The organism is Stenotrophomonas sp. IS26, assembly GCF_054188265.1.
The window spans coordinates 1-22,194 of sequence record NZ_JBSZJV010000014.1 but is presented as its reverse complement, the minus strand read 5'-3'; the positions used below and the strand labels follow the sequence as shown (position 1 = coordinate 22,194).

19 protein-coding genes are annotated in these 22,194 nt (G+C 66.5%); 10 read left to right on the top strand and 9 right to left on the bottom strand.

The annotated features are described in order from the left end of the window. Positions 1–3 precede the first annotated feature (3 nt). Entirely contained in the window at positions 4–1,251 is a 1,248-nt protein-coding gene (locus ACW6W5_RS12910) for an arsenic transporter (RefSeq protein WP_152153146.1), read from the top strand. Between the two features lie 60 nt (positions 1,252–1,311). Here the strand turns inward: ACW6W5_RS12910 and ACW6W5_RS12905 are convergent, their stop codons facing one another. The 5 genes from ACW6W5_RS12905 to ACW6W5_RS12885 all read right to left on the bottom strand — a co-directional run bounded on the left by ACW6W5_RS12905 (position 1,312) and on the right by ACW6W5_RS12885 (position 6,579). Next, positions 1,312–1,602 (bottom strand): hypothetical protein, encoded by a 291-nt coding sequence (locus tag ACW6W5_RS12905; RefSeq protein WP_152153144.1) that lies wholly within the window; start codon positions 1,600–1,602, stop codon positions 1,312–1,314. 82 nt (positions 1,603–1,684) lie between these two features. Further along, positions 1,685–2,956: a carbohydrate porin gene (locus ACW6W5_RS12900; RefSeq protein WP_152153142.1), complete on the bottom strand. Its 1,272-nt coding sequence runs from the start codon at positions 2,954–2,956 to the stop codon at positions 1,685–1,687. Next, complete coding sequence (locus tag ACW6W5_RS12895) at positions 2,953–4,350, bottom strand: c-type cytochrome (RefSeq protein WP_152153140.1); 1,398 nt, start codon at positions 4,348–4,350, stop codon at positions 2,953–2,955. Before ACW6W5_RS12895 ends, ACW6W5_RS12900 begins: the two co-directional genes overlap by 4 nt. Continuing rightward, positions 4,347–5,987: a GMC family oxidoreductase gene (locus tag ACW6W5_RS12890; RefSeq protein ID WP_152153138.1), complete on the bottom strand. Its 1,641-nt coding sequence runs from the start codon at positions 5,985–5,987 to the stop codon at positions 4,347–4,349. Before ACW6W5_RS12890 ends, ACW6W5_RS12895 begins: the two co-directional genes overlap by 4 nt. Positions 5,988–6,033: 46 nt before the next feature. After that, positions 6,034–6,579 (bottom strand): sugar dehydrogenase complex small subunit, encoded by a 546-nt coding sequence (locus ACW6W5_RS12885; RefSeq protein WP_152153136.1) that lies wholly within the window; start codon positions 6,577–6,579, stop codon positions 6,034–6,036. A 180-nt stretch (positions 6,580–6,759) separates the two neighbouring features. Here ACW6W5_RS12885 and ACW6W5_RS12880 point away from each other — a divergent pair, with 180 nt between their 5' ends. The 4 genes from ACW6W5_RS12880 to ACW6W5_RS12865 all read left to right on the top strand — a co-directional run bounded on the left by ACW6W5_RS12880 (position 6,760) and on the right by ACW6W5_RS12865 (position 10,940). Next, positions 6,760–7,002: a hypothetical protein gene (locus ACW6W5_RS12880; protein WP_121036869.1), complete on the top strand. Its 243-nt coding sequence runs from the start codon at positions 6,760–6,762 to the stop codon at positions 7,000–7,002. 6 nt (positions 7,003–7,008) lie between these two features. Then, positions 7,009–7,200, top strand: a complete 192-nt coding sequence (locus tag ACW6W5_RS12875) for a hypothetical protein (RefSeq protein WP_121036870.1) — start codon at positions 7,009–7,011, stop codon at positions 7,198–7,200. 295 nt (positions 7,201–7,495) lie between these two features. Continuing rightward, positions 7,496–9,115, top strand: coding sequence for an SDR family NAD(P)-dependent oxidoreductase (locus ACW6W5_RS12870; protein ID WP_428999836.1), 1,620 nt, complete (start codon positions 7,496–7,498; stop codon positions 9,113–9,115). Positions 9,116–9,152: 37 nt separating this feature from the next. Beyond that, positions 9,153–10,940: a putative bifunctional diguanylate cyclase/phosphodiesterase gene (locus ACW6W5_RS12865; RefSeq protein ID WP_226956660.1), complete on the top strand. Its 1,788-nt coding sequence runs from the start codon at positions 9,153–9,155 to the stop codon at positions 10,938–10,940. Here the strand turns inward: ACW6W5_RS12865 and ACW6W5_RS12860 are convergent. Beyond that, positions 10,930–11,604 (bottom strand): ChrR family anti-sigma-E factor, encoded by a 675-nt coding sequence (locus ACW6W5_RS12860; RefSeq protein ID WP_152153134.1) that lies wholly within the window; start codon positions 11,602–11,604, stop codon positions 10,930–10,932. The two genes, ACW6W5_RS12865 and ACW6W5_RS12860, sit on opposite strands and share 11 nt — an antisense overlap. After that, positions 11,601–12,227 carry a sigma-70 family RNA polymerase sigma factor gene (locus tag ACW6W5_RS12855; RefSeq protein WP_226956659.1) on the bottom strand — a complete coding sequence of 209 codons (627 nt, stop codon included), beginning with the start codon at positions 12,225–12,227 and terminating at the stop codon, positions 11,601–11,603. The genes ACW6W5_RS12860 and ACW6W5_RS12855 overlap by 4 nt, the downstream gene beginning before the upstream one ends. A 194-nt stretch (positions 12,228–12,421) precedes the next feature. Here ACW6W5_RS12855 and ACW6W5_RS12850 point away from each other — a divergent pair, with 194 nt between their 5' ends. The 5 genes from ACW6W5_RS12850 (at position 12,422) to ACW6W5_RS12830 (ending at position 16,972) form a co-directional block, all read left to right on the top strand. After that, positions 12,422–13,561: an SPFH domain-containing protein gene (locus tag ACW6W5_RS12850; RefSeq protein WP_121036873.1), complete on the top strand. Its 1,140-nt coding sequence runs from the start codon at positions 12,422–12,424 to the stop codon at positions 13,559–13,561. A 21-nt stretch (positions 13,562–13,582) separates the two neighbouring features. After that, the gene (locus ACW6W5_RS12845) at positions 13,583–14,929 is read left to right on the top strand and encodes a TFIIB-type zinc ribbon-containing protein (RefSeq protein WP_152153132.1); all 1,347 of its coding nucleotides are present in this window, start codon (positions 13,583–13,585) and stop codon (positions 14,927–14,929) included. Next, positions 14,926–15,192, top strand: a complete 267-nt coding sequence (locus tag ACW6W5_RS12840) for a hypothetical protein (protein WP_121036875.1) — start codon at positions 14,926–14,928, stop codon at positions 15,190–15,192. The genes ACW6W5_RS12845 and ACW6W5_RS12840 overlap by 4 nt, the downstream gene beginning before the upstream one ends. Before the next feature lie 70 nt (positions 15,193–15,262). Beyond that, a complete protein-coding gene (gene pip / locus ACW6W5_RS12835; protein ID WP_152153129.1) occupies positions 15,263–16,210 on the top strand; it encodes a prolyl aminopeptidase in 948 nt (315 codons plus the stop codon). A 9-nt stretch (positions 16,211–16,219) separates the two neighbouring features. Beyond that, positions 16,220–16,972 (top strand): sulfite exporter TauE/SafE family protein, encoded by a 753-nt coding sequence (locus ACW6W5_RS12830; protein ID WP_152153127.1) that lies wholly within the window; start codon positions 16,220–16,222, stop codon positions 16,970–16,972. Here ACW6W5_RS12830 and ACW6W5_RS12825 read toward each other — a convergent pair. Next, positions 16,911–18,371 (bottom strand): serine hydrolase domain-containing protein, encoded by a 1,461-nt coding sequence (locus tag ACW6W5_RS12825; protein WP_226956658.1) that lies wholly within the window; start codon positions 18,369–18,371, stop codon positions 16,911–16,913. The genes ACW6W5_RS12830 and ACW6W5_RS12825 overlap by 62 nt on opposite strands. A gap of 150 nt (positions 18,372–18,521) precedes the next feature. Then, the gene (locus ACW6W5_RS12820; protein WP_193222815.1) at positions 18,522–21,995 is read right to left on the bottom strand and encodes an autotransporter outer membrane beta-barrel domain-containing protein; all 3,474 of its coding nucleotides are present in this window, start codon (positions 21,993–21,995) and stop codon (positions 18,522–18,524) included. Between the last annotated feature and the right edge of the window lie 199 nt (positions 21,996–22,194).

Genomic DNA, 22,194 nt, shown 5'->3' with positions numbered 1-22,194 from the left:
TCCATGCACGTCCCCACCCCCTCCCTGATCATCTGGATAGTGACCGCCGTTGCCACCAGCGGCGTCATCTTCCGTCCCTGGCGGATCCCCGAGTATGTCTGGGCACTGGGCGCTGCCGTGCTGCTGGTCGCGACCGGGCTGGTGCCCATCCCCACGGCCATCACGGCGGTCGCTGAAGGCGGCGATGTCTACCTGTTCCTGATCGGCATGATGGTACTGGCCGAGCTGGCGCGTCACGAAGGCCTGTTCGACTGGCTGGCCATGTATGCCGTCCAGCATGCCAAGGGGTCTGGACGGCGCCTGTTTGACCTGGTCTTCCTGGTCGGCACGCTGGTGACCATTTTCCTGTCCAACGACGCCACCGCCGTGGTGCTCACACCGGCGGTTTACGCGGCCTGCAAAGCGGCCCGCGCCAATCCTCTGCCCTACCTGTTCGTCTGCGCGTTCATTGCCAACGCAGCCAGCTTCGTGCTGCCGATCTCCAACCCCGCCAACCTGGTGGTGTTCGGCAGCCACATGCCCTCGCTGCCGGAGTGGCTGCGGCAGTTCAGCCTGCCGTCGCTGGCCGCGATCGCGATGACGTACCTGGTGCTGCGCCTGGCTCAGCGCCGTGAGATCGCGCACCCGCTGGCGGAGCGGATCGAGCAGCGCGCCCTGTCCGAGGGCGGTCGCCTGTGCGCCATCGGTGTCGGGCTCACCGGCATCGTGCTGCTGGCGACCTCGGCGATGAACGGCCCGCTCGGCTTGACCACCTTCTGCGCCGGTGCGCTCACGTTGGCGGCGGTTCGCCTGCGCCAGCGGCGCAGTGCCATGTCGATACTTCGGCACGTCGCCTGGGGGGTGCTCCCGCTGGTGGCAGGCTTGTTCGTGCTGGTCGAAGCCGTCGCGCAGACCGGCGTGATCCGCACGGCCGCGCACGCATTGGAAGCACTCGCACGAACCTCGCCGAGCGAGGCCGGCTGGGCTGCGGGTATTGCCGCCGCCATGGCGAGCAATCTGGCCAACAACCTGCCCATCGGGCTGGTCGCCGGATCACTGGGGCAGATGGCTGATTTGCCGGCGCAGACGCTCGCGGCGCTGCTGATCGGCGTGGATCTCGGGCCGAACCTGTCGGTCACCGGCTCGCTCGCCACGATGCTGTGGCTGGTCGCGCTGCGGCGGGAGGGCGAGAACGTCAGCGCCCTGCAGTTCTTCAAACTGGGGATACTGGTGATGCCGCCGGCGCTGATCGTGGCGTTGCTGCTGCTGTAGCGATGCTGATGCGCTAACGGTGCAACCGTGTCGTCGGGCTGCCGTGACGCTACATCCGTCTCAGGCGGCTTTCGGCGTCCACTGGCGCAGGGTGGCGGCTTTCAGCGACTGCTCGCCGCAGCCGGTGGGGCAACGCAGTACCCGCGCGGCCGCGTTGCTGACAAAGCCAGCGCCTTCCTGCGCCTTGAAGATCACCTCACACGACAGGCAGCGCGCCACCATCGAATACAGGTGAACGATGCGGCCGCTGCAGGGATCCTGCAGCGCGCTCACATCCAGCAGGTCGAAGTGGCAGCTGTCGGGCATCGCGCGGCGGGGAAACGGTGGGGAAACGGTCGTCTGCAGATTCACGCGTGCCAGCCTCGATGGTGTGGGCATCACTTTAGGCACCCGGATGTGGAGCGTGCGTGCATTAGACGACCGTCCCGCGTGATCACAACGTCGCCTGCGCCTGCAGCGTGAACACCCAGCTGTCCGGCCGGCTCTCATACGCCCCCGGCCGGGCCACATACTGCACCGCAGGCCGCAGGATCAGCCACGGGGTCACCTGCACACCGTAATTGAGCTCCACGAACTGCTCGTTGCTCTGCACGTCCTTGCCGGTGATGCGCTGGTACTGGGCAAGGCGGTCGGAGATGTCCAGCCGGGTCCACGCCAGGCTGAGCACATCATCCTCGCGTGAGGCCACCACACCGCGCCAACTCAGGCCGGCTTCCCACGAATACCGCATGAGTCCGGTCTTGGCATCGGCACGCGTGGCCACGCCGAATACCGACAGGCCGCGCACGGTGTCGCCTTCGGGCTTCAGCACGCGCTGCGCCAGCTGGATGTACGAACCGCTGCGATGCGAAGCGCGCGGCGCGGCCGGATTGCCGATGTCGTCGGCGTTGGAGGTATCCAGGTAGTAGCCGGCCTTGTAGGTACCGCCGTAATGCTCGCCGGTGTTGCCGTGGCTGTAGCCCACTTCCACGGGCAGGAACAGGCCGGTCTTGCCGCGGTCGGACACGCGGAAGCCACTGCCCTCCTGCTTGCGCATCGGCACGACATCGTAAATGCCGGTCTGTGCGTACCAGCCTGAGGGATCGGCCCACTTCACCCGCATGCCCCACTGACCAGTCGGGTTGTCCAGCCAGCCGGAACTGTAGATCGGCCCCAGCGGATGCCCGCACTGGCCGTTGTTGTTGAAATTGCAGGTGTACGGCAAGCCGCCGAAGTCGTTGCCCATCGAGTAGAAGCCGCCCTTCAGGCTCAGCCGCCTGTCCAGCAGCCAACGCTCGTAGGAGAGCTCGTTGAAGCGCAGGTTCTGCCCTTGGCCATAGAACGCCTGGTTCTGCACGTAGGAACCGGTCGAGCGGTCATTGACCGCATTGCCGAAGCGGTCGGAGAACACCACCCGCATCGTGCCGTCGAAGCCGAAGGCCTTGCCGGTATCGATCATGGCACCGAAATCAACGTGCTCGGCGGTGGACCAGCCGGTGCCCTTGTAGCCGTCGCTGTTGACGCCCGTGGCAATCACGATGCGGGCGCTCGGCGTCACGCCCCGGTCCTGCAGCCAGATCCGGGTCGCCCAGTCCGCGCTGAGCGGGGTCTGGGCAATGGTGTCCACCGGTTTGGGCGTGGGCGCATCGCTGGCGGCGGCCCAGGCCGGTAGGCTGGCGGCGATCGCCATCAGCCCGAGGCTGATCAGATAAGGGGTGTGTTTCATGTCGAGGCCCTCCGCAGCCTGCGTTTCTTCCAGGCGCGTCGCACCATCAGGATCACCACCACGAACGCCGCAAGCCCGAGGATGAGCAGCGGCAGCCACAGGCGCGCGATCTTGGCCAGCAGCGGTTTCTCACCGCCATCGCGGATCAGCGCGACCTGGGCTTCCGTGACCTGGTCACCGGGCCCAAAGCTGGTCCGCACATAGCTCGCGACCGCCGCGACATCGGCATCGCTCAGCGCCTGCACGTACGAGCCTTCCGAAAAGTGCGGCATCACTACGTGCTGGCCGTCCACCTCGCGGTCGATGCCGCCGATGATGGTGGCCACCAGATTCTGCGGCCGGGTCATGCCGACGGTGCTGTTGTGCACCAGCGAGGGGTAATAGCCGTCCTTGCTGCCCTCCCCTTTGGGGCCATGGCAGCTTGCACACAGCCCGGAATACAGCACTGCACCGGAGGCCAGGGGGGCATTGGTGCCACGCACCGGTTGTTCGCCCGGCGCCGCGGTGGGGTCACCCCAGGCAAAGGCCGCACGCGTGGCGTCCTTGTCGGCCACGGCAGGCACGGTGCGCAGGTAAGTCACGATGGCACGGATGTCTTCATCGCGCAGTTTGGAGAGGCTGTTCGTCACCGCTTCGGCCATACCGCCACCGGCCTGCCCCTTGCCCTCAACCCGGCCGGTCTTCAGGTACTGGGCCAGTTCGTCATCGGTCCACCCGCCGATCCCGCTGATCGGGTGCGAAGTGATGTTGGGCGCATACCAATCGCCCAGCGAACCACCGGCGAAGGCTTTGCCGCCCACCTCCTGCATCATCAACCCGCGTGGACTGTGGCAGCTGGAGCAGTGCGCCAACCCTTCCACCAGGTAGGCACCCCGATTCCACTGCGCACTCTGTGCCGGATCCGGTTTGAACGGGGTCTTGTCCAGGAACAGCAGATTCCACACCGCCATGGACGAGCGCACGCTGAAGGGGAATGGCAGTTCGGTGGTACGTGCCTCCTCATCGACCGGTGCGACCGCCTGCATGAAATAGACGTACAGCGCGTGGATGTCCTCGTCGGTCAGCTTGGCGTAGGAGGTGTACGGCATCGCCGGATAGAGGTGGGCGCCGTCCTTGCGTACACCTTCGCGCACGGCCTGGGCGAAATCGGCCTCCGTGTAGTTGCCGATGCCGTGGGACTTGGACGGAGTGATGTTGCTCGCCCAGATCTCACCCAGCGGCGAGGCGATCGCGTAGCCGCCGGCGTAGGGCTTGCCCTGCCTCGGGCTGGTGTGGCACGCCACGCAGTCCGCAGCCACGGACAGGTAGCGCCCACGTTCGACGGTGTCATCGGCGCGCGCAGTGTGGCTGACGCCAGCCAACAGGCCCAATGCGATGAGCAGAAAGGCCTTCATACGGCACGCTCGATGGCATCGGCCGCACGCAAGGCCAGCGCGGCCATGGTCAGGGTGCTGTTGACGACGCTGGCCGAGACCATCGCGCTGCCTCCCGGCAGCCACAGATTCGGGTGGTCATGCGCGCGGCAATCGCCATCGACCACGGAATCACGCGGATCCGCGCCCATGATGGTCGAGCCCATGATGTGGTTGTTGGCATTGAGCGCCGTGGTGATCACGAACTCTTCGGCGTTGAACAGCGTGCCGATGTGCCGCAGCTGCTCGCAGGATTTGTCGTAGCCCTTGCGCGCGTAGTCGCCCAGCGAGTAATGGATGTCCGGGCAGGCCAGGCCATGGCCATCGACGCGGGTCGTGGACAGTGTCAGCCGGTTGCTCGGGTCGGGCAGCGGCTCCAGGCTGATCGACAGATCCACCCCGTAGATCGCGCGGCGTCGGATTTCCGCATCCAGCGCCTCACCGGCGAGCCCCATCTTCAGGGCCTGGTCGGTGGCGATCGCCACCCGACTGATGTTGTTGAGGATGATCTTGGTCGCCGAATACTCCGACCGGAACGCACCATCACGCGGCCCGACCATGCAGCTGGACTGCGCCGGGCCACGCCCCAGCCAGATCGGGCGGTCCGCGATGAAGGAGCAGTGGAAGCCGGAGTGGTCCAGCATATTGCGCCCGACCTGATCGGACGAATTGGCAATGCCGTTCGGGTTCTGTTCGTTGGCGGCCAGCAGCAGCAGACGCGGCGTCTCCAGCGCGTTGCAGGCGATCACGAAACTGCGGCCGGTGGCCTTGTGGCTGACCTTGTCGCTGTCATACCAGTGGATGGCGGTGACACGGTTCTGCGCATCGGTGTCGATCTTGTACGCCACCGCTTCGGCCAGCACCTTGGCGCCCAGCGCTTCGGCGGCCTGCACGGTATGGACGCCGTTGTACATCGCCCCGATCGGGCAGATCGGCTGGCAGTTGTTGTTGCCACAGCACGCGGGGCGATCGTTCCAGGGCTTGATCATGCGCCCCTGCGGAATCGGCACCAGGTTGTAGCCGTGCGGATTGACCACCTCGGCAAACACCTTGTCGCCGTTGCCCCACGGAATCATGTCGGCCAGGTACGGCTTGGAGCGCTTCGAAGGGCTCTGCTGCGCGGGATCGTTCGGCCCGGAGACGCCCATGGCTTCCTCCGCGCGGCAGTAATACGGCTCGATGTCCTCGTAGCTGATCGGCCAATCGCGCCCGACCCCGTAGGCGGACTGCATCTTGAAATCGACCGGAAGATGGCGCCAGCAGGAGGCAGCCCAGTGCCAGGTCGTGCCACCAACCGCCTTGATGAAGCCCTGATGGAAGCTGCTGGCATCGGGGCCGGTCAGGCCGACGTAGTCGTTGGCGGGGAAATACAGTGGCGCCGTCGCGAATTTCGATTGCGGGAACGGGCCTTGGAAATCGCTGCCGATGCGTCGTTCGAAGCTGACGTTGCGCCAGTTCTCAACGACGTCGGAACGGTTCAGACGGGGGCCGGCCTCAAGGACCAGGACCGATTTGCCGGCGCGCACCAATTGGTGGGCGATCAATGCACCGACGACGCCCGAACCGACGATCACGACGTCGGCATCGGCGTCGCCATCACGGAAAACCGGAGCTTTCATGAGAGGGGTTCCAGATCGATAACAGGGAAAAAAGGACTGCGCAGGCTCAGGCGTGGGCGCGAATCGGGGCCGGCGGCTCAGCCGTCCACCAGCCGGGGCCGCCTTGGACGTAGGTCGGTGGTGAAAGACCGTCATCCACGCAGCGCTGCATCAGCGCATCGCGGTAGGACACGGTCACGGCGTGCACGCCTTTGCCCACGGTGCCGGTGTACCACGCGGTGATGACGGCCAAAGCGGCGGGTTTCGCGTCGCCCGCCGCCGCGATCAGCGCCTGTGCGCCAGTCACCTGCCCTGCAAGAGTGACCAGGGTGGGGAACTGCGCATGCAGCTCGGGCTGAAGATGGGCGAACGCCTGCTCGATCCGGTCGGCCGTGGCCGGGTCCAGATCGGTCCTACCGGTCAGCGCGTAAGAGAGCTCGAGGAAGGCGGTGTCGGTCTTGGCCGCGGGCGCTGTTGCGGCCGGCCCTGCAACGGCAGGCGCTTTGTCACGGCAGGCTGCGAGCAGTGAAACCGAACCGACCGCAAGAAGGAAGCCTCGTCGTGTGAGGCCTTGCCCCCGACGATGCTCGTCCAATCCCTCGGGAATACTCATGATGTGAACTCTGCTCCGTAACACGCCGGCTCCCCGCCCGTAGACCACGGAACGGCTAAGCTTCGACGGCGACAAGGCTACTCCCCCTGTCTGTCATCACGGAGTGATAAGTGATGACTCACGCACCGCGCACGGAATCAGCGCTACAACGCGGGCTAGTCTCAGTTCCGGAGAGTTGCCATGCGAACCCTGTTGTTCAGTGCCCTCGCGGCGATGGCGTTGTCGGCCTGCAATCAGGCCGAGCCTACCGATCAGGGCAAGCACGCCGATACCATCGAGCAGCCTGCCCCGGCGGCAGGCAGTGAGCCCGCCCGTAACGTGCCCGGGGGCGGCAGTGGTACAGCCGCCTCCGAACAGCAGGACTCCGGGCATGGCACCGGGACCGGTGCGGAGCCGAAGCGCGAATCGCCGCCGAAGCCGTAGCACGTCATGACGCCACTCGATAAACCACTCCGCCGGGAAGTCCAGATCGACGACGAGGTCTATACGTTGACCCTTGATCCGGAGGGCCTGAAGCTGGTGCCCAAGGGCAAGCGGAACGGTGTGACCCTGAAATGGGCGGAACTGGTCAACGGTGACGCGGCGCTGGCGACGGCGCTTCAGGCGTCACTCGGGCACTGAGTGGCGGGGCATCGAGCGTCCAACGCGATGCGATGCGCGGCAGGTGGACTGAGGTCAATGAGCAGCAGTGCCCGATGCCGTCGTCACCGTACGGCAGCGCGAGGCCGCCGATCCAGAACGACACCGCTGCCGCCAGAGGTCCTGACGCCACGTGTTTCGGCCCGCACACGCTTTCTCCATTCAGGTTGATGGCGACGGGAAAGCAAGCAGACTCAGGATCAGGGACAATAGCCACCCACCGTATGCCCCGGGCTGCTGGCGGATGCCCCCATCAGGGGCCGTCGCGCGGCGGCCCATGCCTGCCTTCCTGCTGCTTTCCGGATCCGAATTGAATACCACCGCCCTGCCCCTTGCCGACGACGACCTGCCCCTGACCGACCGCCTGCGCACCGCGCTGGACCTGCTGGAGGCCATCGAAGCCGACCGCAGCGTGCTCGATACGCTGCCCGAAGCAGACCGCGTGCGCCTGCACCAGGTGGTGGCCAAGGTGTATCACCCCGAGCCCAAGGCCCGCCGGGCCAAGCTGAAGCAGCAGGCCAAGGCGCGGCACCAGGAAAAAGTGGCCAAGTCCGAGGCGCTGCTGGCGCAGACCGGTATCCGCGCCCTGCGCCGCAAGCCGGTGTTCAGCACCCCGAACTATTTCCCGCCGCACGCGGCCGGCCTGCATGACGCCTCCAACGGCGAGAATGCGGCGGCCACGCCGGAACCGGTGCATTCCCCGGAATTGCGCCATTGCTATGTCTGCAAGCAGAAGTTCACCCAGCTGCACCACTTCTATGACCAGATGTGCCCGGCCTGCGCCGAGCTGAACTTCGTCAAGCGCACCGAGACGGCGGACCTCACCGGCCGCGTCGCGCTGCTGACCGGCGGCCGGGTCAAGATCGGCTACCAGGCCGGCCTGAAGCTGCTGCGGGCCGGTGCCGAGCTGATCGTGACCACGCGCTTCCCGCGGGATTCGGCCGCGCGCTACGCCGAAGAGCCGGACTTCGGCGTGTGGGGCCACCGCCTGCAGGTGTACGGCTTGGACCTGCGCCACACCCCGAGCGTGGAGGCCTTCTGCAACGAACTGCTGGCCACCCGTTCGCGCCTGGATTTCATCATCAACAATGCCTGCCAGACCGTGCGCCGCCCGCCGCAGTTCTATGCGCACATGATGGCCGGCGAAACCGCCGCGCTGCATGAGGTGCCCGAGACGCTGCGCAAGCTGATCGGCGATTACGAGGGCCTGCGCAGTGCCGAACTGCTCGGCACCACCGCCTCGGCCGCGCTGCCGGTGGTCCAGGGGCGTGATTTCAATGCCGCCAATGGTCTGACCCGTGCCGCCGAGCTGTCGCAGGTCCCGCTGCTCGAGGATGAGCTGGTCGCCCAGCAGCATCTGTTCCCGGATGGCCGGCTGGATCAGGACCTGCAGCAGGTGGATCTGCGCGGTCGCAACTCCTGGCGCATGCTGATGGCCGAAGTGCCGTCGGTGGAACTGCTGGAAACCCAGCTGGTCAATGCCATCGCGCCGTTCATCATCAATGCGCGCCTGAAGCCGCTGATGCTGCGCACGCCTGAGCGTGACAAGCACATCGTCAACGTCTCGGCGATGGAGGGGCAGTTCTACCGCAACTTCAAGACCACCCGCCATCCGCACACCAACATGGCCAAGGCCGCGTTGAACATGATGACGCGCACCTCGGCCGCCGATTACCAGAACGACGGCATCCACATGAACAGTGTGGACACCGGCTGGGTGACCGACGAGGATCCGGCGGACATCGCGGCCAAGAAGGTGAAGGAAGAGCGCTTCCATCCGCCGCTGGATATCGTCGACGGCGCTGCGCGCATCGTTGATCCGATCATCCACGGGTTCAACACCGGCGAACATGTCTGGGGCCAGTTCCTGAAGGACTACGCGCCGACCGACTGGTAAGCGCATCCAGGGGCGTGTTTCGTCCGTATAGCGTGGAATGACTCCCCCCACCTCACAACGCGACGAACGCAGCGCGGTCCTCAGTGCCATGCAGCTCGATGGCCTGGCATCCGTGCCGGCGCTGGACCGGCTTACGGCACTTGCCGGGTACACCTTCGATGCCCCGGTGGCGTTCGTCTCCATCCTCGGGGATGTGGAGCAGCGCTTCCTTTCCCGGATCGGCCTGCCCATGGCGCAGACCGACATCCGCGCCTCGATCTGCGCCCACGCCGTCACCTCCGAGGGCGTGCTGGTGGTGCCCGATCTCCAGCAGGACCCCCGCTTCCGGGACAACCCGCTGGTCACCCACAGCCCGCATCTGCGCTTCTACGCCGGCGCCCCCCTGGTGGCCAAGAACGGCGTGCCCATCGGGGCCTTTTGCATCATGGACACGCGCCCGCGCACGTTCGATCAGGGGGATCAGGAGCAACTGAGCACCCTGGCCGAACTGGTGGTCGCGCAGCTGGAGCTGCGGGCGATGTCCGGTCGGCTGGACCCGGTCAGCGGCCTGCCAAGCCGGCACCAGTTCCATGCGGATCTGCCCGGTATCCTTGCGCGCTGCGCCGATGGAACCGCGTATGCCGTTGCCGTGGACATCCTCGACATTCCGCGGGCCAACCAGGTCGGTCAGGTGCTCGGGCTGCGCCCGCTGGAGGCCCTGATCCGGCGCGCCGGTGTCCGCCTGCGCGCCGCGCTGGGGGGCGTGGCGACGGTCTACCACGTGGGGGTGACGCGGTTCGCCTTCGTGGTCGAGATGCCTGCCGCGGCACAGGTCGAGGCGCTGATCCTGGAGTTGAGAACGCGCATGTTGCGTCCGCTGATGGCCGCGGCGGTCCCGATGTCCCCCCGTTTCCATGCCGGCATCTGTGCGGTCGATCCGGATGAAGAAGACAGCCACGACCTGTTGCGGCGGCTTCTGGTGAGCATGCAGGGCGCGTTCGACGCGCGGCAGCCCTTCTGCTGGTATTCCGCACAGCGCGACGAGAAGATGCACCGCGCCTACCGTCTGGCCTCGGATGCCGAACGCGGCCTGCAGAACGGCGACTTCCATCTGGACTACCAGCCGCGCTTCACCCTTGACGGTCGGCGCCCGGTCTCGGCCGAAGCGTTGATCCGGTGGAACCACCCCACCCTGGGGCCGATCAGCCCGGGCGAGTTCATTCCGGTCTTCGAGCGGACGGCGCTGATGGACGAGGTGACCCACTGGGTCCTGGACACCGCGCTGGATCAGGTCCAGGCGTGGCGCGCCCAAGGACAGGACATTCCGGTCTCGATCAACCTGTCCAGCAGCTATCTGTCCAATGCCTCGGCCTGGCAGGACATCCGCAGCAAGCTGGAGCACAGGGCGCTGCCGTTCTCGATGATCGAACTGGAGATCACCGAAGGCGAATGGCTGCGCCCGGGATCGCCGGCCATCGGCCACATCGCGGCGATGGCACAGGCCGGCATCACGGTGGCGATCGATGACTTCGGCAGTGGCTACAGCAATTTCAGCTACCTGTCCGACCTTCCCATCCACACCGTCAAGCTGGACAAGTCACTGATCGATGGCATCGCCAGCAGTTCGCGCGCGCGCGCCAAAGTTTCGGCCATCCATCATCTGGCCCACGAGTTGGGCTACCTCACCGTGGCCGAGGGGGTCGAGCATCAGGCGCAGGTGGATGTACTGGCCGCGATGGGGGTCGATGAAGTGCAGGGCTACCTGCTTGCCCGGCCCATGGCGCCGGCCGCGGTGATGCAGGTGTTCGAACAGGCCGCGATCACACCGCGCCCCGTCAGAGTTTGAACACCTGCTGCAGCTTGCGCGCGAACCACCCGCTGAAGACCAGCGGCGCATCCAGCGCTGACACACAGATGCACGCCACACCGGGGGTGGTCACGGGCTGATGCTCGACGTCGCTGTCCAGATCGGCCACATCGCCGGGGGCGAAATGCCCCAGGGAATCGTCATAAGCGCCGCGGAGAATCTGGGTCAGCTCGCTGTTGCCATGGCTGTGCATGGGCAGGCATTTGCCGGGGGCGATCCTGAGCATGATCAACGACGGGTGCGCCGGTGCACGGATGCAGTGGACACCCGGCGCCATCCAGCGCCATTTCAGCGAGCGGTAGGACGTCCCGAAATGCGGTGCCAGTGCGGCCGGCAGTTGATCCGGATCGTGCACCCGCGCGTGGCCGGGTTCCGCACCCTCCCGCGCCACCGGAGGACGTGCCGACGCATCAAGCCGGCCCAGCATCGCCTCGCGCAGTGCTGCCTGGCGATTCTCCTCGGGCGGCGGCGACAACTGCTGCTCCAGCAACACGCCCCCCAAACGCTCGGCCGAACGCAGCTGCTCCCGGCAGTGGGCGCACCCTTCCAGGTGGGCAGCGGCGACCACGGACATCTCCGGGGCCAACGTACTGGTCGCAAACCCCAGCACGGTGGCCGGATCCAGATGGTGCCGAGGATTCATCGCTGCTCTCCCATCAACGCCTGCAGTTGCAGGAAGGCCCGCCGGATATGTGATTTGACTGTGCCCAGCGGCATGTTCAACTCGTTGGCGATCTCGACATGGGTCTTTGCTTCGAAATAGGACATCCGGATCAACCGTGCCTGGGTGGCGGACAGTTCATCCAGCCGTTGCTTGAGCCGGACATGCTCGGTGTGCAGCTCGGCCAGAGAGCCGCGCCCGTCGTCCTGCTCTGCCGCCTGCTCCACCACGTCATGGGCATGCACCCAGATGTGCTCGCGCCGCACGCGATCGATATGGAGGTTGCGGGCCACCCGGTACAGCCAGGTGCCCAGGCTGCTCCGCATCGGATCGTAGAGATCGGCGCGGTTCCACAACTTGAGCAGGACCTCCTGGGCCAGGTCCTCGGCCACGCCGTGGGGCGCGCCCAGCCCGTTCAGATATCGGCACAGGCGCGGCATGAAGTGATCGTAGATCCGCATGAAACACTCACGATCCCGCGTACTGGCAACCGCCGCCACGTCCGCAGCCCAGGCTTTCAGCTCCACCGGGTGTTGAGCAGGCGCGGCAGTCATCCGGGCAGCCTCGAAGGGCGTCATCCTTGCAGCAGGCAGGTCAGCGTCCATCGTAGGCCACTTCCGGGCGATCGGCGAGTTGGGGTTCATGGGCGGTCTACGGGCGGCGGAGCCGTTTGGATGCAGCCGCTACCTGACCGGCACCGCGGCCGGATCAGGGCGCCACTGCCGGCGCACTGGCTGCTGATATAGTCAGACGAGCATGGCGGGCACGGTGCCCGGCCACGAATCGCAGGGAGTGGGTCATGGGTCTTCGTCAGGCAGTGGCAGGGGCAGTCGGTGGTGTTCTGGCCGACCAGTGGAAGGATTTCTACACCGTCCCGACGGGCCTGCCCTCCACGGCAGCGCTGTTCGCGGCGGTGCCGCGTGGCACCAATGCCGGGCGCGGCTCCAACACCAGCGCCTCCTCCAACATCATCACCAACGGCTCGAAGATCGTCGTGCCCGAAGGGTACGGCCTGCTGCTGTTCCAGGACGGCGCGATCACCGGCTTCGTCGCCGAACCGGGTGGCTATGAATGGCGCTCGGACGATACCAATTCGCAGTCGATCTTCGCCGGCGACGGGTTCGTCAGCCCGCTGATCAAGCAGAGCTGGGAGCGCTTCAAGTTCGGCGGCCAGCCAGGGTCGCAGCAGGCGGCGTTCTTTGTCTCGCTGAAGGAACTGCCGGACAACCGTTTCGGCACGCAGTCCGAAATCTACTGGGATGACGGTTTCCTCGGCACGCAGGTCGGCGCGGTCACGCGCGGCTCGTACACGCTGAAGATCGTCGATCCGATCCTGTTCGTGAAGAATTTCGTGCCGGCCAGCTACCTCCAGCCCGGCCAGGTGTTCGATTTCACCGATCTGGACAACGCCGCCGCCAGCCAGCTGTTCAATGAAGTGGTGGGCTCGCTCGCGCCAGCCTTCAGCCTGTATACGAACGATCCCGGCAAGGGCAACCGCATCACCAAGCTGCAGCAGGATTCGCTCGGCTTTGCGCAGAGCCTGTCCGCTGCCGTCGAGCAGGGTTACCAATGGAAGTCCGACCGTGGCCTGGCCATCGTCAAGACCGCCATTGTCTCGATCGAGTACGACGCCAACACCCGCGAGCTGCTCAAGACCGTGCAGCGCGCCGATGCCCTGGCCGGCTCGCGTGGCAATTCCAACCTGCAGGCCAGTGTGGCCCAGGGCATCCAGTCGGCGGGCGAGAACGGCGGCGCGGCCGGCCTGGTCGGCGTGGGCATGGCCTCGGGCATGCTCGGGGTCGGCGGCATGCAGCAGCCGGTTGCTCCGGCCGCGGATGATCCGGTCGCCAAGCTGAAGAAGGCCAAAGAGATGCTGGACCTCGGCCTGATCACCCAGGACGACTACGACAAGCTCAAGGCCAAGGCGCTGGGGCTGTAAGACACCGAGCGCACCGACACCATGTCCGACCCCAAGATTCCACCGCCGATCCCGGCGGTTCCGCCGCCGTTGCCGCCTTCCCCGGTGGCCCCGGTCACTGGCCCGGGCTCGCCCCGGGAGGTGCCGCCGTTGCCGGGCAGTTTCCCGGTGGATCCAGCCACCCTGCCCCAGCCCATCCGCGATGAGGTGCAGGCCCCGGATCCGGTCGCGCTGGACACCGCCGCGGCCGAGCTGAAGGACGGTCTCAACCGCTGCCCGAAGTGCGGCTCCAGCGATATACGGCTCAAGCTGGGCACCGATGTGCTGGTCTGCCAGTTCTGCCGGCACGAATGGCACGGTGAGCGCGTTGAGGAGGCCTTTGGCTTTGGTGAAGGCATCGGTGAGCTGCGCGGCACGGTCATCGCCTCGGGCGCACGCGACATCGAAGCCGATACCGCCAGCCTGATGAGTTTCAAGTGCACTGGCTGCGGTGCCGAAGTCACGATCAACACCGAAAGCACCATGACCGCACGCTGCCACTGGTGCCGCCATGTGTTCGGGGTCAACGAGCAGATCTCCAATGGCGCGGTGCCCGATGCGGTGCTGCCGTTCCATATCAGCAAGGACGATGCGGTCGCGCGGATCCGCCAGTTCGTGGACAAGCGCCGCCTGTTCGCACTGAAGGCATTCAAGGATCAGTTCACGCCCGAGAATGTCTCCGGCGTCTACCTGCCCTACATGGTGGTGGACAGCAATGTCAGCGCCAGCGTATCGGGCAAGGGCGAGATCCAGACCCGGCAGTACACGCGCGGCACCGAGAAGAACAAGAAAACGTATTACGACGCCGACGTTTACCAGGTGGATCGCCAGGTGGATTTCACCGTGGACGATCTCACCATGGAATCCTCGGCCGAGCGTGGCAACCTCGATACGCAGACCAACACCAACAACATCATCAACGCGATCCTGCCGTTCGATACCAAGAACGCCCTGAAGTGGAACGCCTCCTATCTGGCCGGCTTCACCTCGGAAAAGCGCAACCTCGACGTGGAAAAGCTGCACCCACGGCTGGAAGACCAGCTGCTGTCGATCGCCCGCGCCCAGGTGGAAGGCTCGGTGCGCCGCTACGATCGTGGCGTGCGCTGGGAACGCGAGCGCGTGGATGTGCACGGCACGCGCTGGGTATCGATGTACCTGCCGGTGTGGCTGTACTCGTACCACCAGCCGGGCCGCAATGGCGGCATGCTGCACTACATCGCGGTGAATGGCCGCACCGGTGAAACCATGGGCAGCGTGCCGGTGCAGCAGTGGAAGCTGCTGCTGGCCGCGCTGACCACCGGCACCATCATTGAAGCCCTCGTTCTCTTCTTCCTGGTAGCTGCCTCATGAGCGATGACAGTGGACTCTGGCTGCTTGCCGCCGGCCCCGCCGGTGCCACGGCGTTGTACTGGGCGTTGTACCGGTACTACCGCAACACCGACAAATCGCATGCGTTCGAGCGTGATACCGCGATCGAGGCCAAGCCGGTGACCGGCGCGGACCGCAAGGTCGATACGGTGATCGGCACGCAGGAGCGACGCATCCGCGGTGACAACGTGGCGGCGTATCGGACGCGGGTGCAGCGCGACAGGGACAGCGCGCCGCCATTGTGACGCGTCACGGACGCGGCTCGACGAACCCGGGCGGTATCATGGGGCGTCAGTTTTCCGTAGGACGCCCACCATGCGCACGCTTTATCCCGCGATCACACCCTTCCGCACCCATCAGGTGGCGGTCGATGACCTGCACACCTTGTTCGTCGAGGAGTGCGGCGCTGCGGACGGCATCCCGGTGGTGTTCCTGCATGGCGGGCCGGGTGCCGGCGTATCGCCCACCCACCGGCGCTTCTTTGACCCGTCACGGTATCGCATTGTCCTGATCGATCAGCGCGGCAGCGGCCGCTCCACCCCGTTCGGTGAGCTGCGGGACAACACCACCCAGCACCTGGTCGCCGACGTGGAGATCATCCGCGCGCGGCTGGGCATCGAGCGCTGGCTGGTGTTCGGCGGCTCCTGGGGCTCCACGCTGGCACTCGCCTACGCCCAGGCCCATCCGGAACGTGCCACCGGCCTCATCCTTCGCGGGGTCTATCTCGGCCGCGCCGAAGAGAACCGCTGGTTCGCCGAAGCCGACGGCGGTGCGCGCTGGGTGTTCCCGGAGCGCTGGGCGGCCTACGAGGCGCATATCCCTGAAGACGAACGCGGCGACATGATCGCCGCATACTGGCGTCGTCTGGACAGCCCGGACGAAGCGACCCGCATCGCCGCCGCGCAGGCCTGGCTGGGGTGGGAAGATCACGCTGCCACGCTGGAACACGACGTCGGCGCGGTGTCCGGTGACGATCCGCTGCACACCCTGGCCAAGGCGCGCATCGAAGCGCACTACTTCCGCAACCATGCCTTCCTCGATCATGCGCAGCTGCTGCGCGATATCGACCGCATCCGGCATCTGCCGGGCGTGATCGTGCAGGGCCGCTACGACATCATCTGCCCGGCCCGCAGTGCCTGGGACCTGGCCTGTGCCTGGCCCGAGGCCTCGCTGCAGATGGTGGTGTCCGGTCACAGCGCAACGGAACCGGCGACTGCCGATGCCTTGGTGCGCGCGACGGATGCCTTCGCCGACGCGCAGTAAGGAGTCATCGTGGATTCGATCTACCTGGTGGTGGCGTTGGGCGCCATCGTGGCGGGCTTCGTGCAGGGGCTGTCGGGCTTCGCGTTCGGGCTGGTGGCGCTCTCCTTCTGGGCGTGGGTGCTGGATCCCAGGCTGGCGGCCACCCTCTCGGTGTTCGGTGCCCTGACCGGCCAGCTGCTCGCGGCGTTCACCGTGCGCCGCGGCTTCAATCTGAAGACCCTGCTGCCTTTCGTGCTGGGCGGGTTGGCCGGCATTCCGCTGGGCGTCTACCTGCTGCCCCTGCTCGACATGCACTGGCTCAAGGCGATCCTGGGCACCTTGCTGGTGCTGTGGTGCCCGGCGATGCTGCTGTCCCGCCAGCTGCCGCGGGTCACGGCGGGCGGGCGGGCGGCCGATGGTGTGGTGGGATTTGCCGGCGGCATCATGGGCGGCCTGGGCGGCTTCACCGGCACCCTGCCGACGCTGTGGTGCACGCTGCGCGGTTACGAGCGTGACGTGCAGCGCTCCGTGGTCCAGAACTTCAACCTGTCCATGCTGCTGGTGACCATGGGCACCTATGTCGGCACCGGCATCGTCACCCGCGAAATGCTGCCGATGTTTGCCATCGTGGCGCCAGCCATGTTGATCCCGACCCTGCTCGGCACCCGCCTGTACATCGGCATCAGCGACCTGCGGTTCCGGCAGATCGTGCTCAGCCTGCTCACCGTGTCCGGGATCGCGTTGCTGGCCTCGTCGTTGCCGGCGCTGCTGGGCTGGCGCTGAGGCCGCGCTGCGGCAGCGGCAGACGGTTGCCGACGAAGTTGACCACGTTCTCCATCGCATCGGGATCGACATTGCTCAGCCCGATCACCACGTAGCCGTTGCTGGGCAGCACGATGAGCGCGGCATTCGCACCGGGCGCCCCACCCTCGTGGCCATACTGGCGCTGCTCTCCCTCACCGCTCACCATGAAGCCGTAGCCGTACCAGCCCTTGGTATTCTGCGGTGAGGTGGCCGCGTCCAATGCCGCGGCCGGGATCAGCCGGCCACTGCGCAACGCCTCGGCGAACCGGAGCAGATCCTGGGCGGTGCTGTAACCGCCGCCCGCCGATGTACCGCGCAACGGCAGGCTCTTGGTCTCGCGCACCCAATGGCCCTCGCTCAGCGTGTAGGGCACCGCGCGGCCTGGCACCAGGGTCGCCTCGGGCGCCGCTCCCGTGGAGGTCATGCCCGCCGGCGCAAAGATGTGCTGTTCGACGTAGGCATCGTAAGACTGTCCCGATGCCGCCTCGATGATCGAGCCAAGCAGGATGTAGCCGTAGTTGGAATACTGGTCCTGGGTGCCGGGTTTGAAGGCCGGGGCCGCAGCGCCATAGACGGGCCAATAGTCGGCCAGCGTTTTGAGCGATGTCTTCCGCGCCTCGAATGCCTCGTCGAAGATCTCTCCAAGGCCGCTGGTGTGGTTGAGCAGCTGCCGGATCGTGACACCGGTGGCGACGGCCGGATTGGGGTAATGCTTCAGATGCTGGGCAATCCTATCGTCCAGTGTCAGCTTGCCCGCCTCGGCCAACTGCAGGATCGCCACCGCGGTGAACATCTTGTTCAACGAGGCGAGCCTGAATGTCGTGGTGCTATCCACCGGAATACCCTGCTCCCGGTCGGCCAGCCCGCCCTGCCACGCCATCAGCACCTTGCCGTCCTGCGCCAGCAGAAAGGTGCCGGAGAGCTTGTCCTGTGCTGCCAGCGCATCCAGACGGGCAGGGCTCTGCGCGATGAGCGCGGGCATCTCAAGCCGCGCGGGCCGCAAGGCGACGGGTATCTCCACGCCTTCCAGCTGCAAGGTCTTGAGCCGCGGTCTGTTGGCAGGATCGATGGCCACGGTGATCAGCACCCCGCGATCGCTGGTTGTGCCGCGCACGATGGCCGCGACGGTATCGGGTGTCTCCACGGTTCTGGTCAGCACCTCGAACGGGCCGAAGGTCTCGCGGATATCCAGATACCGCTGCGGGGTGTGGTCGATGCCGTAGGTCGACAGCACGGTCCGCAGTGTGTCCGGATCGCCGACGTTGTAGGCCGCGAGCCAGCGATTGAAGATCTGTTGGGCCGAAACAGGGGCCGCCGGTGTGGCGGCCCAGACGCTGGCGCTGACGAACAGCAGCGCAAAGGTGAGCAATCTGATCAACACCCTCCTGTCCTCGCGTGCACGGGGCTTCGGCCCGGCCGTGAGATGGATTATGCATGCGCTCCTCAACCGCGCTGCATGCGCATCCACAGGGCAGCCCTGCCGATCCAGACGCTGCTCACCTGCTGGTGCTTTGCGTACTGCCGCTGCTTACCAGCGTGCGTTGAGGCCCAGCTGCGCACTCACACTGCGATACCCAGCATCGCCACGCTGCAGGCCGAGGTCGCCCCACGCCGACCAGCGCGTCCCCAACTGCAGCATCGCACCGCCGCGCACTTCGTAACGGTTCTTCGGCACCGCACCCTCGATCAGCGCATCGTCCATCCAGATCCGGTTTCCGCCACCCTCGTGAAGCCAGTGCGCAGCAACGAACGGCTGCACGCGGCGCTCCTCGGTGCGCACGTCACCACTCAGGCGCACGCCCAATCGAGAGGAAAGCCCCCCCGCGGCACCGACGGCGACCTGGGTGCCGTTGTGTTCGGTGATCCGGTCGGCACGATAGTCGGTGTAGGTGAGCTGCAGCTGCGGCTGCACCATCAGTTGGGTCCCGCTGCGCATCCGCATGGCCCACGCGTAGCCGGTCTCAACCGAGGCGGCCTGCGTCTGCGCGTCCTGACGCTCCTTCGCCAGACCGATGCCCTGCACGGTGTTGCGGTAGCGGCCATGCTGGACCCAGCCATCGGCATACGCGCCCGTTCCTTCGCCCGGACGCTGCAGCCACGTCGCATAGATGCCCAGCGCACCGCCCTTTACCGTGCCCGTCGCCGCATAACCGCTCAGCCGCGAACGCACGTCGGTCGAGGCCTGCCCGGCCGCCAGCAGCACACCGGCGCTGCCCTGGCTGGCCCCGCCCCAATGCAACACATCCAGGCCGCCCATCAGCACCGTTGCACGGCCTGTCAGTGCCAGCTGCCCGGCGACGTCCTGCCGGGTCTGGCTGCTGCTGACACGCAGCCAACCGGCACCGCGCACCTCGCCCATGCCGTCAGCACCATTACGGTCCTGCAGCCGATGCTGGAACAGGGACACGGCGGCCGCCTGGTTGGCCAGATAGGCCCCCGCTTCGGGCCGCACGATCTGCGGCGGCGGCGGGCGATCGCAGGCGGTGTCGCCTTCCGCGGCTTCGCAGGGATCCGGCGGTACGATGCCGCAGCCGGGGCCAGTGGGGTCGGCCTCACACGGTTCCGGCGGCGGTACGATGCCGCAGCCAGGGCCGGCGGGGTCGGCCTCACACGGTTCCGGCGGCGGTACGATGACGCAGCCGGGGCCGGTCGGGTCGGCCTCACACGGTTCCGGCGTCGGTACGATGACGCAGCCTGGGCCAGTGGGGTCGAGATCGCACGGTTCCGGCGGCGGCACGATGACACAGCCTGGGCCAGTGGGGTCGAGATCGCACGGGTCCGGCGGCGGTAAGGTGACGCAGCCGGGGCCAGTCGGGTCGAGATCGCACGGGTCCGGCGGGGTCGGGGTCAGCGCAGAGCGCAGGTACCAACCCCCATCGCCGGGCGTGGTGACGCCGCCCTTGTGCAGGAAATAGTCATAGCTGCCTGCCACGGCCCGCCCGTTCAAGGTGTAAGCCGCATCGGACCGGCCATCGACCTGGATCAGCTGGATGCCGTTGCTCGTCTGCGCGCCCAGGCCGTGCACATTGTTGACCTGGATGCCCGCGCTGCCGCGGGTGTCGCCGCGCACGTGCAGGAAGTCGATCAGCGAGGTGTCATCGCCCAGCGCGCCGTTGAAGATCAGCAGCGCATTGTTCGCCTCGACGTCGCCGGACACGGTGAGCCGGTTGAAGCTCGTGCTGCCCGCTGCCGACAGGGCCAGGGTGCTGTCCTGCAGGTTCAGCTGGCCGACGCTGGCGTCCCCCGTGAGGGTCCAGCGGCTGTTGTCGGACAGCGCCACCTGGTTGACCGCGGTAGTGGCGCCCACCCAGTGCGAACGGCCGTTGAGGCGTACGCGGATGTCGGCCAGTACCGGTACGCCGGCGGCAATGTCCTCCGGGGTGATTGCGATGTCGCCCTGCGCGTAGACATCCTGGTCCAGGTGGAGCTCGAACGGGCTCGAGAAAGCAGCATCCACATTCATCAACGTCCCATTGCCGCCGATCAGCTGGGCGCCGTTGCGCGCCGACACCTCACGCGCGGTACGCACCCACAATGCAGCATGGCGTTCACTGATCAGCGAGCCGCCATCGATATCCAGCCGGCCGTTGGCATTGACCACGCCTGCATAGGCCTCCAGGCCCTGGGTGCGCACGTGCGTGTCGCGCAGCGTCAGCTCCCCCGGGCCACCGCTGAGCACGCCGTAGCCCTTGGCGCCAGTGGTCAGCAGGGTGCTGTCGCGCAGGTGCACGGTGCCGCCAAGACGTGCGACCGCACCAATGCTGCCTGCGCCGGTGGTGGTGACGTCGACGCCATCGGCTTCGAAGCGCGGCTGCCGCCCACCCGTGTCGTAGGACGCATACAGACCATGCGCCGAGGCGCCACCGGTGTGCATCGTCAACCCATCCAGCGTTGCAACGCCTTGGCGATTGTCGATGCCCACCCCACCATCGCCGCTGGTGGTGATGCTGCCGCGAAGCATGGTCAAAGCAGACGCTCTGGGCATCCAGATGCCGCTGAGCCGGTTTGCGGTGATCTCCACATCGCTCAGCTGCACATCGCTGCCGTCGCCATTGATGTTGATCCCGAACGCCCCGGCCGTGATCGTCGTCCCGATGATGTCGGCCCGGCTGTTCGCCCTGAGGTAAACACCATCGCCGCGCTCGTGGTCCGAGCGCAGTGCGCTGTTCTCGATGCGCAAGGTGCCACCGCTGAGTTCAACGCCCATGGCGTATTCGCCGGCGACGTGGATGTCGGAATTGATCAGCGACAGCGTAGCGCCACCCTCTACACGCGCCCCGGCGCTGCCATCGGCTGCGGTGCTGACCTGCACGTTGTCGCCCTCGATGTGTCCACCATTGAGCGCATACAGGCCGTCAGAGTAGCTGTCACCGGTCTGGATCCGTGCATCGCGCAGCGTCACCACTCCGTTGTCTGCCATCACGGCGTGGGACCAGTCACCGCTGGTCTGGATGTGGCCTCCCACCATCTCCACCTGCGCAGTGCCGGTGGCCAGCACCCCGTGCGACCCGCTACCGGTGGTTTCCAGCGTCGCATTGCCCATCACCAGCGTGCCCGAATCGACCTGCGCCGCCGTGCTGCCCCGGCCACTCGTGGCGACCCTGGTGCCCTGTCCGCCAGCATCGGCCTGCAGCTCGATGCGGCCGCCCGTGGCGACAGAAAGCCCAACCGCACTGGCCCCCGAGGTGGTGATGTCGCCCGCAGCGAAGATGAGCGTGCCAGCACTTTCGGCGCGGGCGGCGGCCGTATTGGCACCGCTGGTGGTAAGCGATACGGGCCCGCCGGAGCCGATACTGCCGCCATTGAGCGCGTGGAAGACATACCCGGCGGCTCCGTCATCGGCGGACGCATAGCTGCCCGAGATGACGTCGAGCGGGTGACCATCGGCGACGACCGGCCCCAGGCTCTGGGCCAGGACGGGCCCGCTGCACGCGCAGGTCGCGGCAATGGCGAGCGAAAGCGGGCGCAGACGGTTCAGGCGACTGAGGGTGCGAGTGGTCATGTCGGGATAGCCGGTCGTTATGAAGCCGACGACTTTAGGAGCGCTGCCCTCTTGAAGATATGCAATTAGTTGTAATGTCACAGACGCCGGCATGTCCTTAACGCGACGATATCCGCCCAGATCGCGAGAGACGCGGTGCCATACACGGCTTACGCTTGCCCCGTCGATGCCCATGGCTCCATCCGCTCCTGATCCTGCC

Bases quoted from the DNA above. Each gene is read 5' to 3' on its own strand.
- ACW6W5_RS12910 (WP_152153146.1), top strand. From the start codon at position 4: ATGCACGTCCCCACCCCCTCCCTGATCATCTGGATAGTGACCGCCGTT.
- ACW6W5_RS12900 (WP_152153142.1), bottom strand. From the start codon at position 2,956: ATGAAACACACCCCTTATCTGATCAGCCTCGGGCTGATGGCGATCGCC.
- ACW6W5_RS12895 (WP_152153140.1), bottom strand. From the start codon at position 4,350: ATGAAGGCCTTTCTGCTCATCGCATTGGGCCTGTTGGCTGGCGTCAGC.
- ACW6W5_RS12890 (WP_152153138.1), bottom strand. From the start codon at position 5,987: ATGAAAGCTCCGGTTTTCCGTGATGGCGACGCCGATGCCGACGTCGTG.
- ACW6W5_RS12885 (WP_152153136.1), bottom strand. From the start codon at position 6,579: ATGAGTATTCCCGAGGGATTGGACGAGCATCGTCGGGGGCAAGGCCTC.
- ACW6W5_RS12880 (WP_121036869.1), top strand. From the start codon at position 6,760: ATGCGAACCCTGTTGTTCAGTGCCCTCGCGGCGATGGCGTTGTCGGCC.
- ACW6W5_RS12875 (WP_121036870.1), top strand. From the start codon at position 7,009: ATGACGCCACTCGATAAACCACTCCGCCGGGAAGTCCAGATCGACGAC.
- ACW6W5_RS12870 (WP_428999836.1), top strand. From the start codon at position 7,496: ATGCCTGCCTTCCTGCTGCTTTCCGGATCCGAATTGAATACCACCGCC.
- ACW6W5_RS12865 (WP_226956660.1), top strand. From the start codon at position 9,153: ATGACTCCCCCCACCTCACAACGCGACGAACGCAGCGCGGTCCTCAGT.
- ACW6W5_RS12860 (WP_152153134.1), bottom strand. From the start codon at position 11,604: ATGAATCCTCGGCACCATCTGGATCCGGCCACCGTGCTGGGGTTTGCG.
- ACW6W5_RS12855 (WP_226956659.1), bottom strand. From the start codon at position 12,227: ATGGACGCTGACCTGCCTGCTGCAAGGATGACGCCCTTCGAGGCTGCC.
- ACW6W5_RS12850 (WP_121036873.1), top strand. From the start codon at position 12,422: ATGGGTCTTCGTCAGGCAGTGGCAGGGGCAGTCGGTGGTGTTCTGGCC.
- ACW6W5_RS12845 (WP_152153132.1), top strand. From the start codon at position 13,583: ATGTCCGACCCCAAGATTCCACCGCCGATCCCGGCGGTTCCGCCGCCG.
- ACW6W5_RS12840 (WP_121036875.1), top strand. From the start codon at position 14,926: ATGAGCGATGACAGTGGACTCTGGCTGCTTGCCGCCGGCCCCGCCGGT.
- pip (WP_152153129.1), top strand. From the start codon at position 15,263: ATGCGCACGCTTTATCCCGCGATCACACCCTTCCGCACCCATCAGGTG.
- ACW6W5_RS12820 (WP_193222815.1), bottom strand. From the start codon at position 21,995: ATGACCACTCGCACCCTCAGTCGCCTGAACCGTCTGCGCCCGCTTTCG.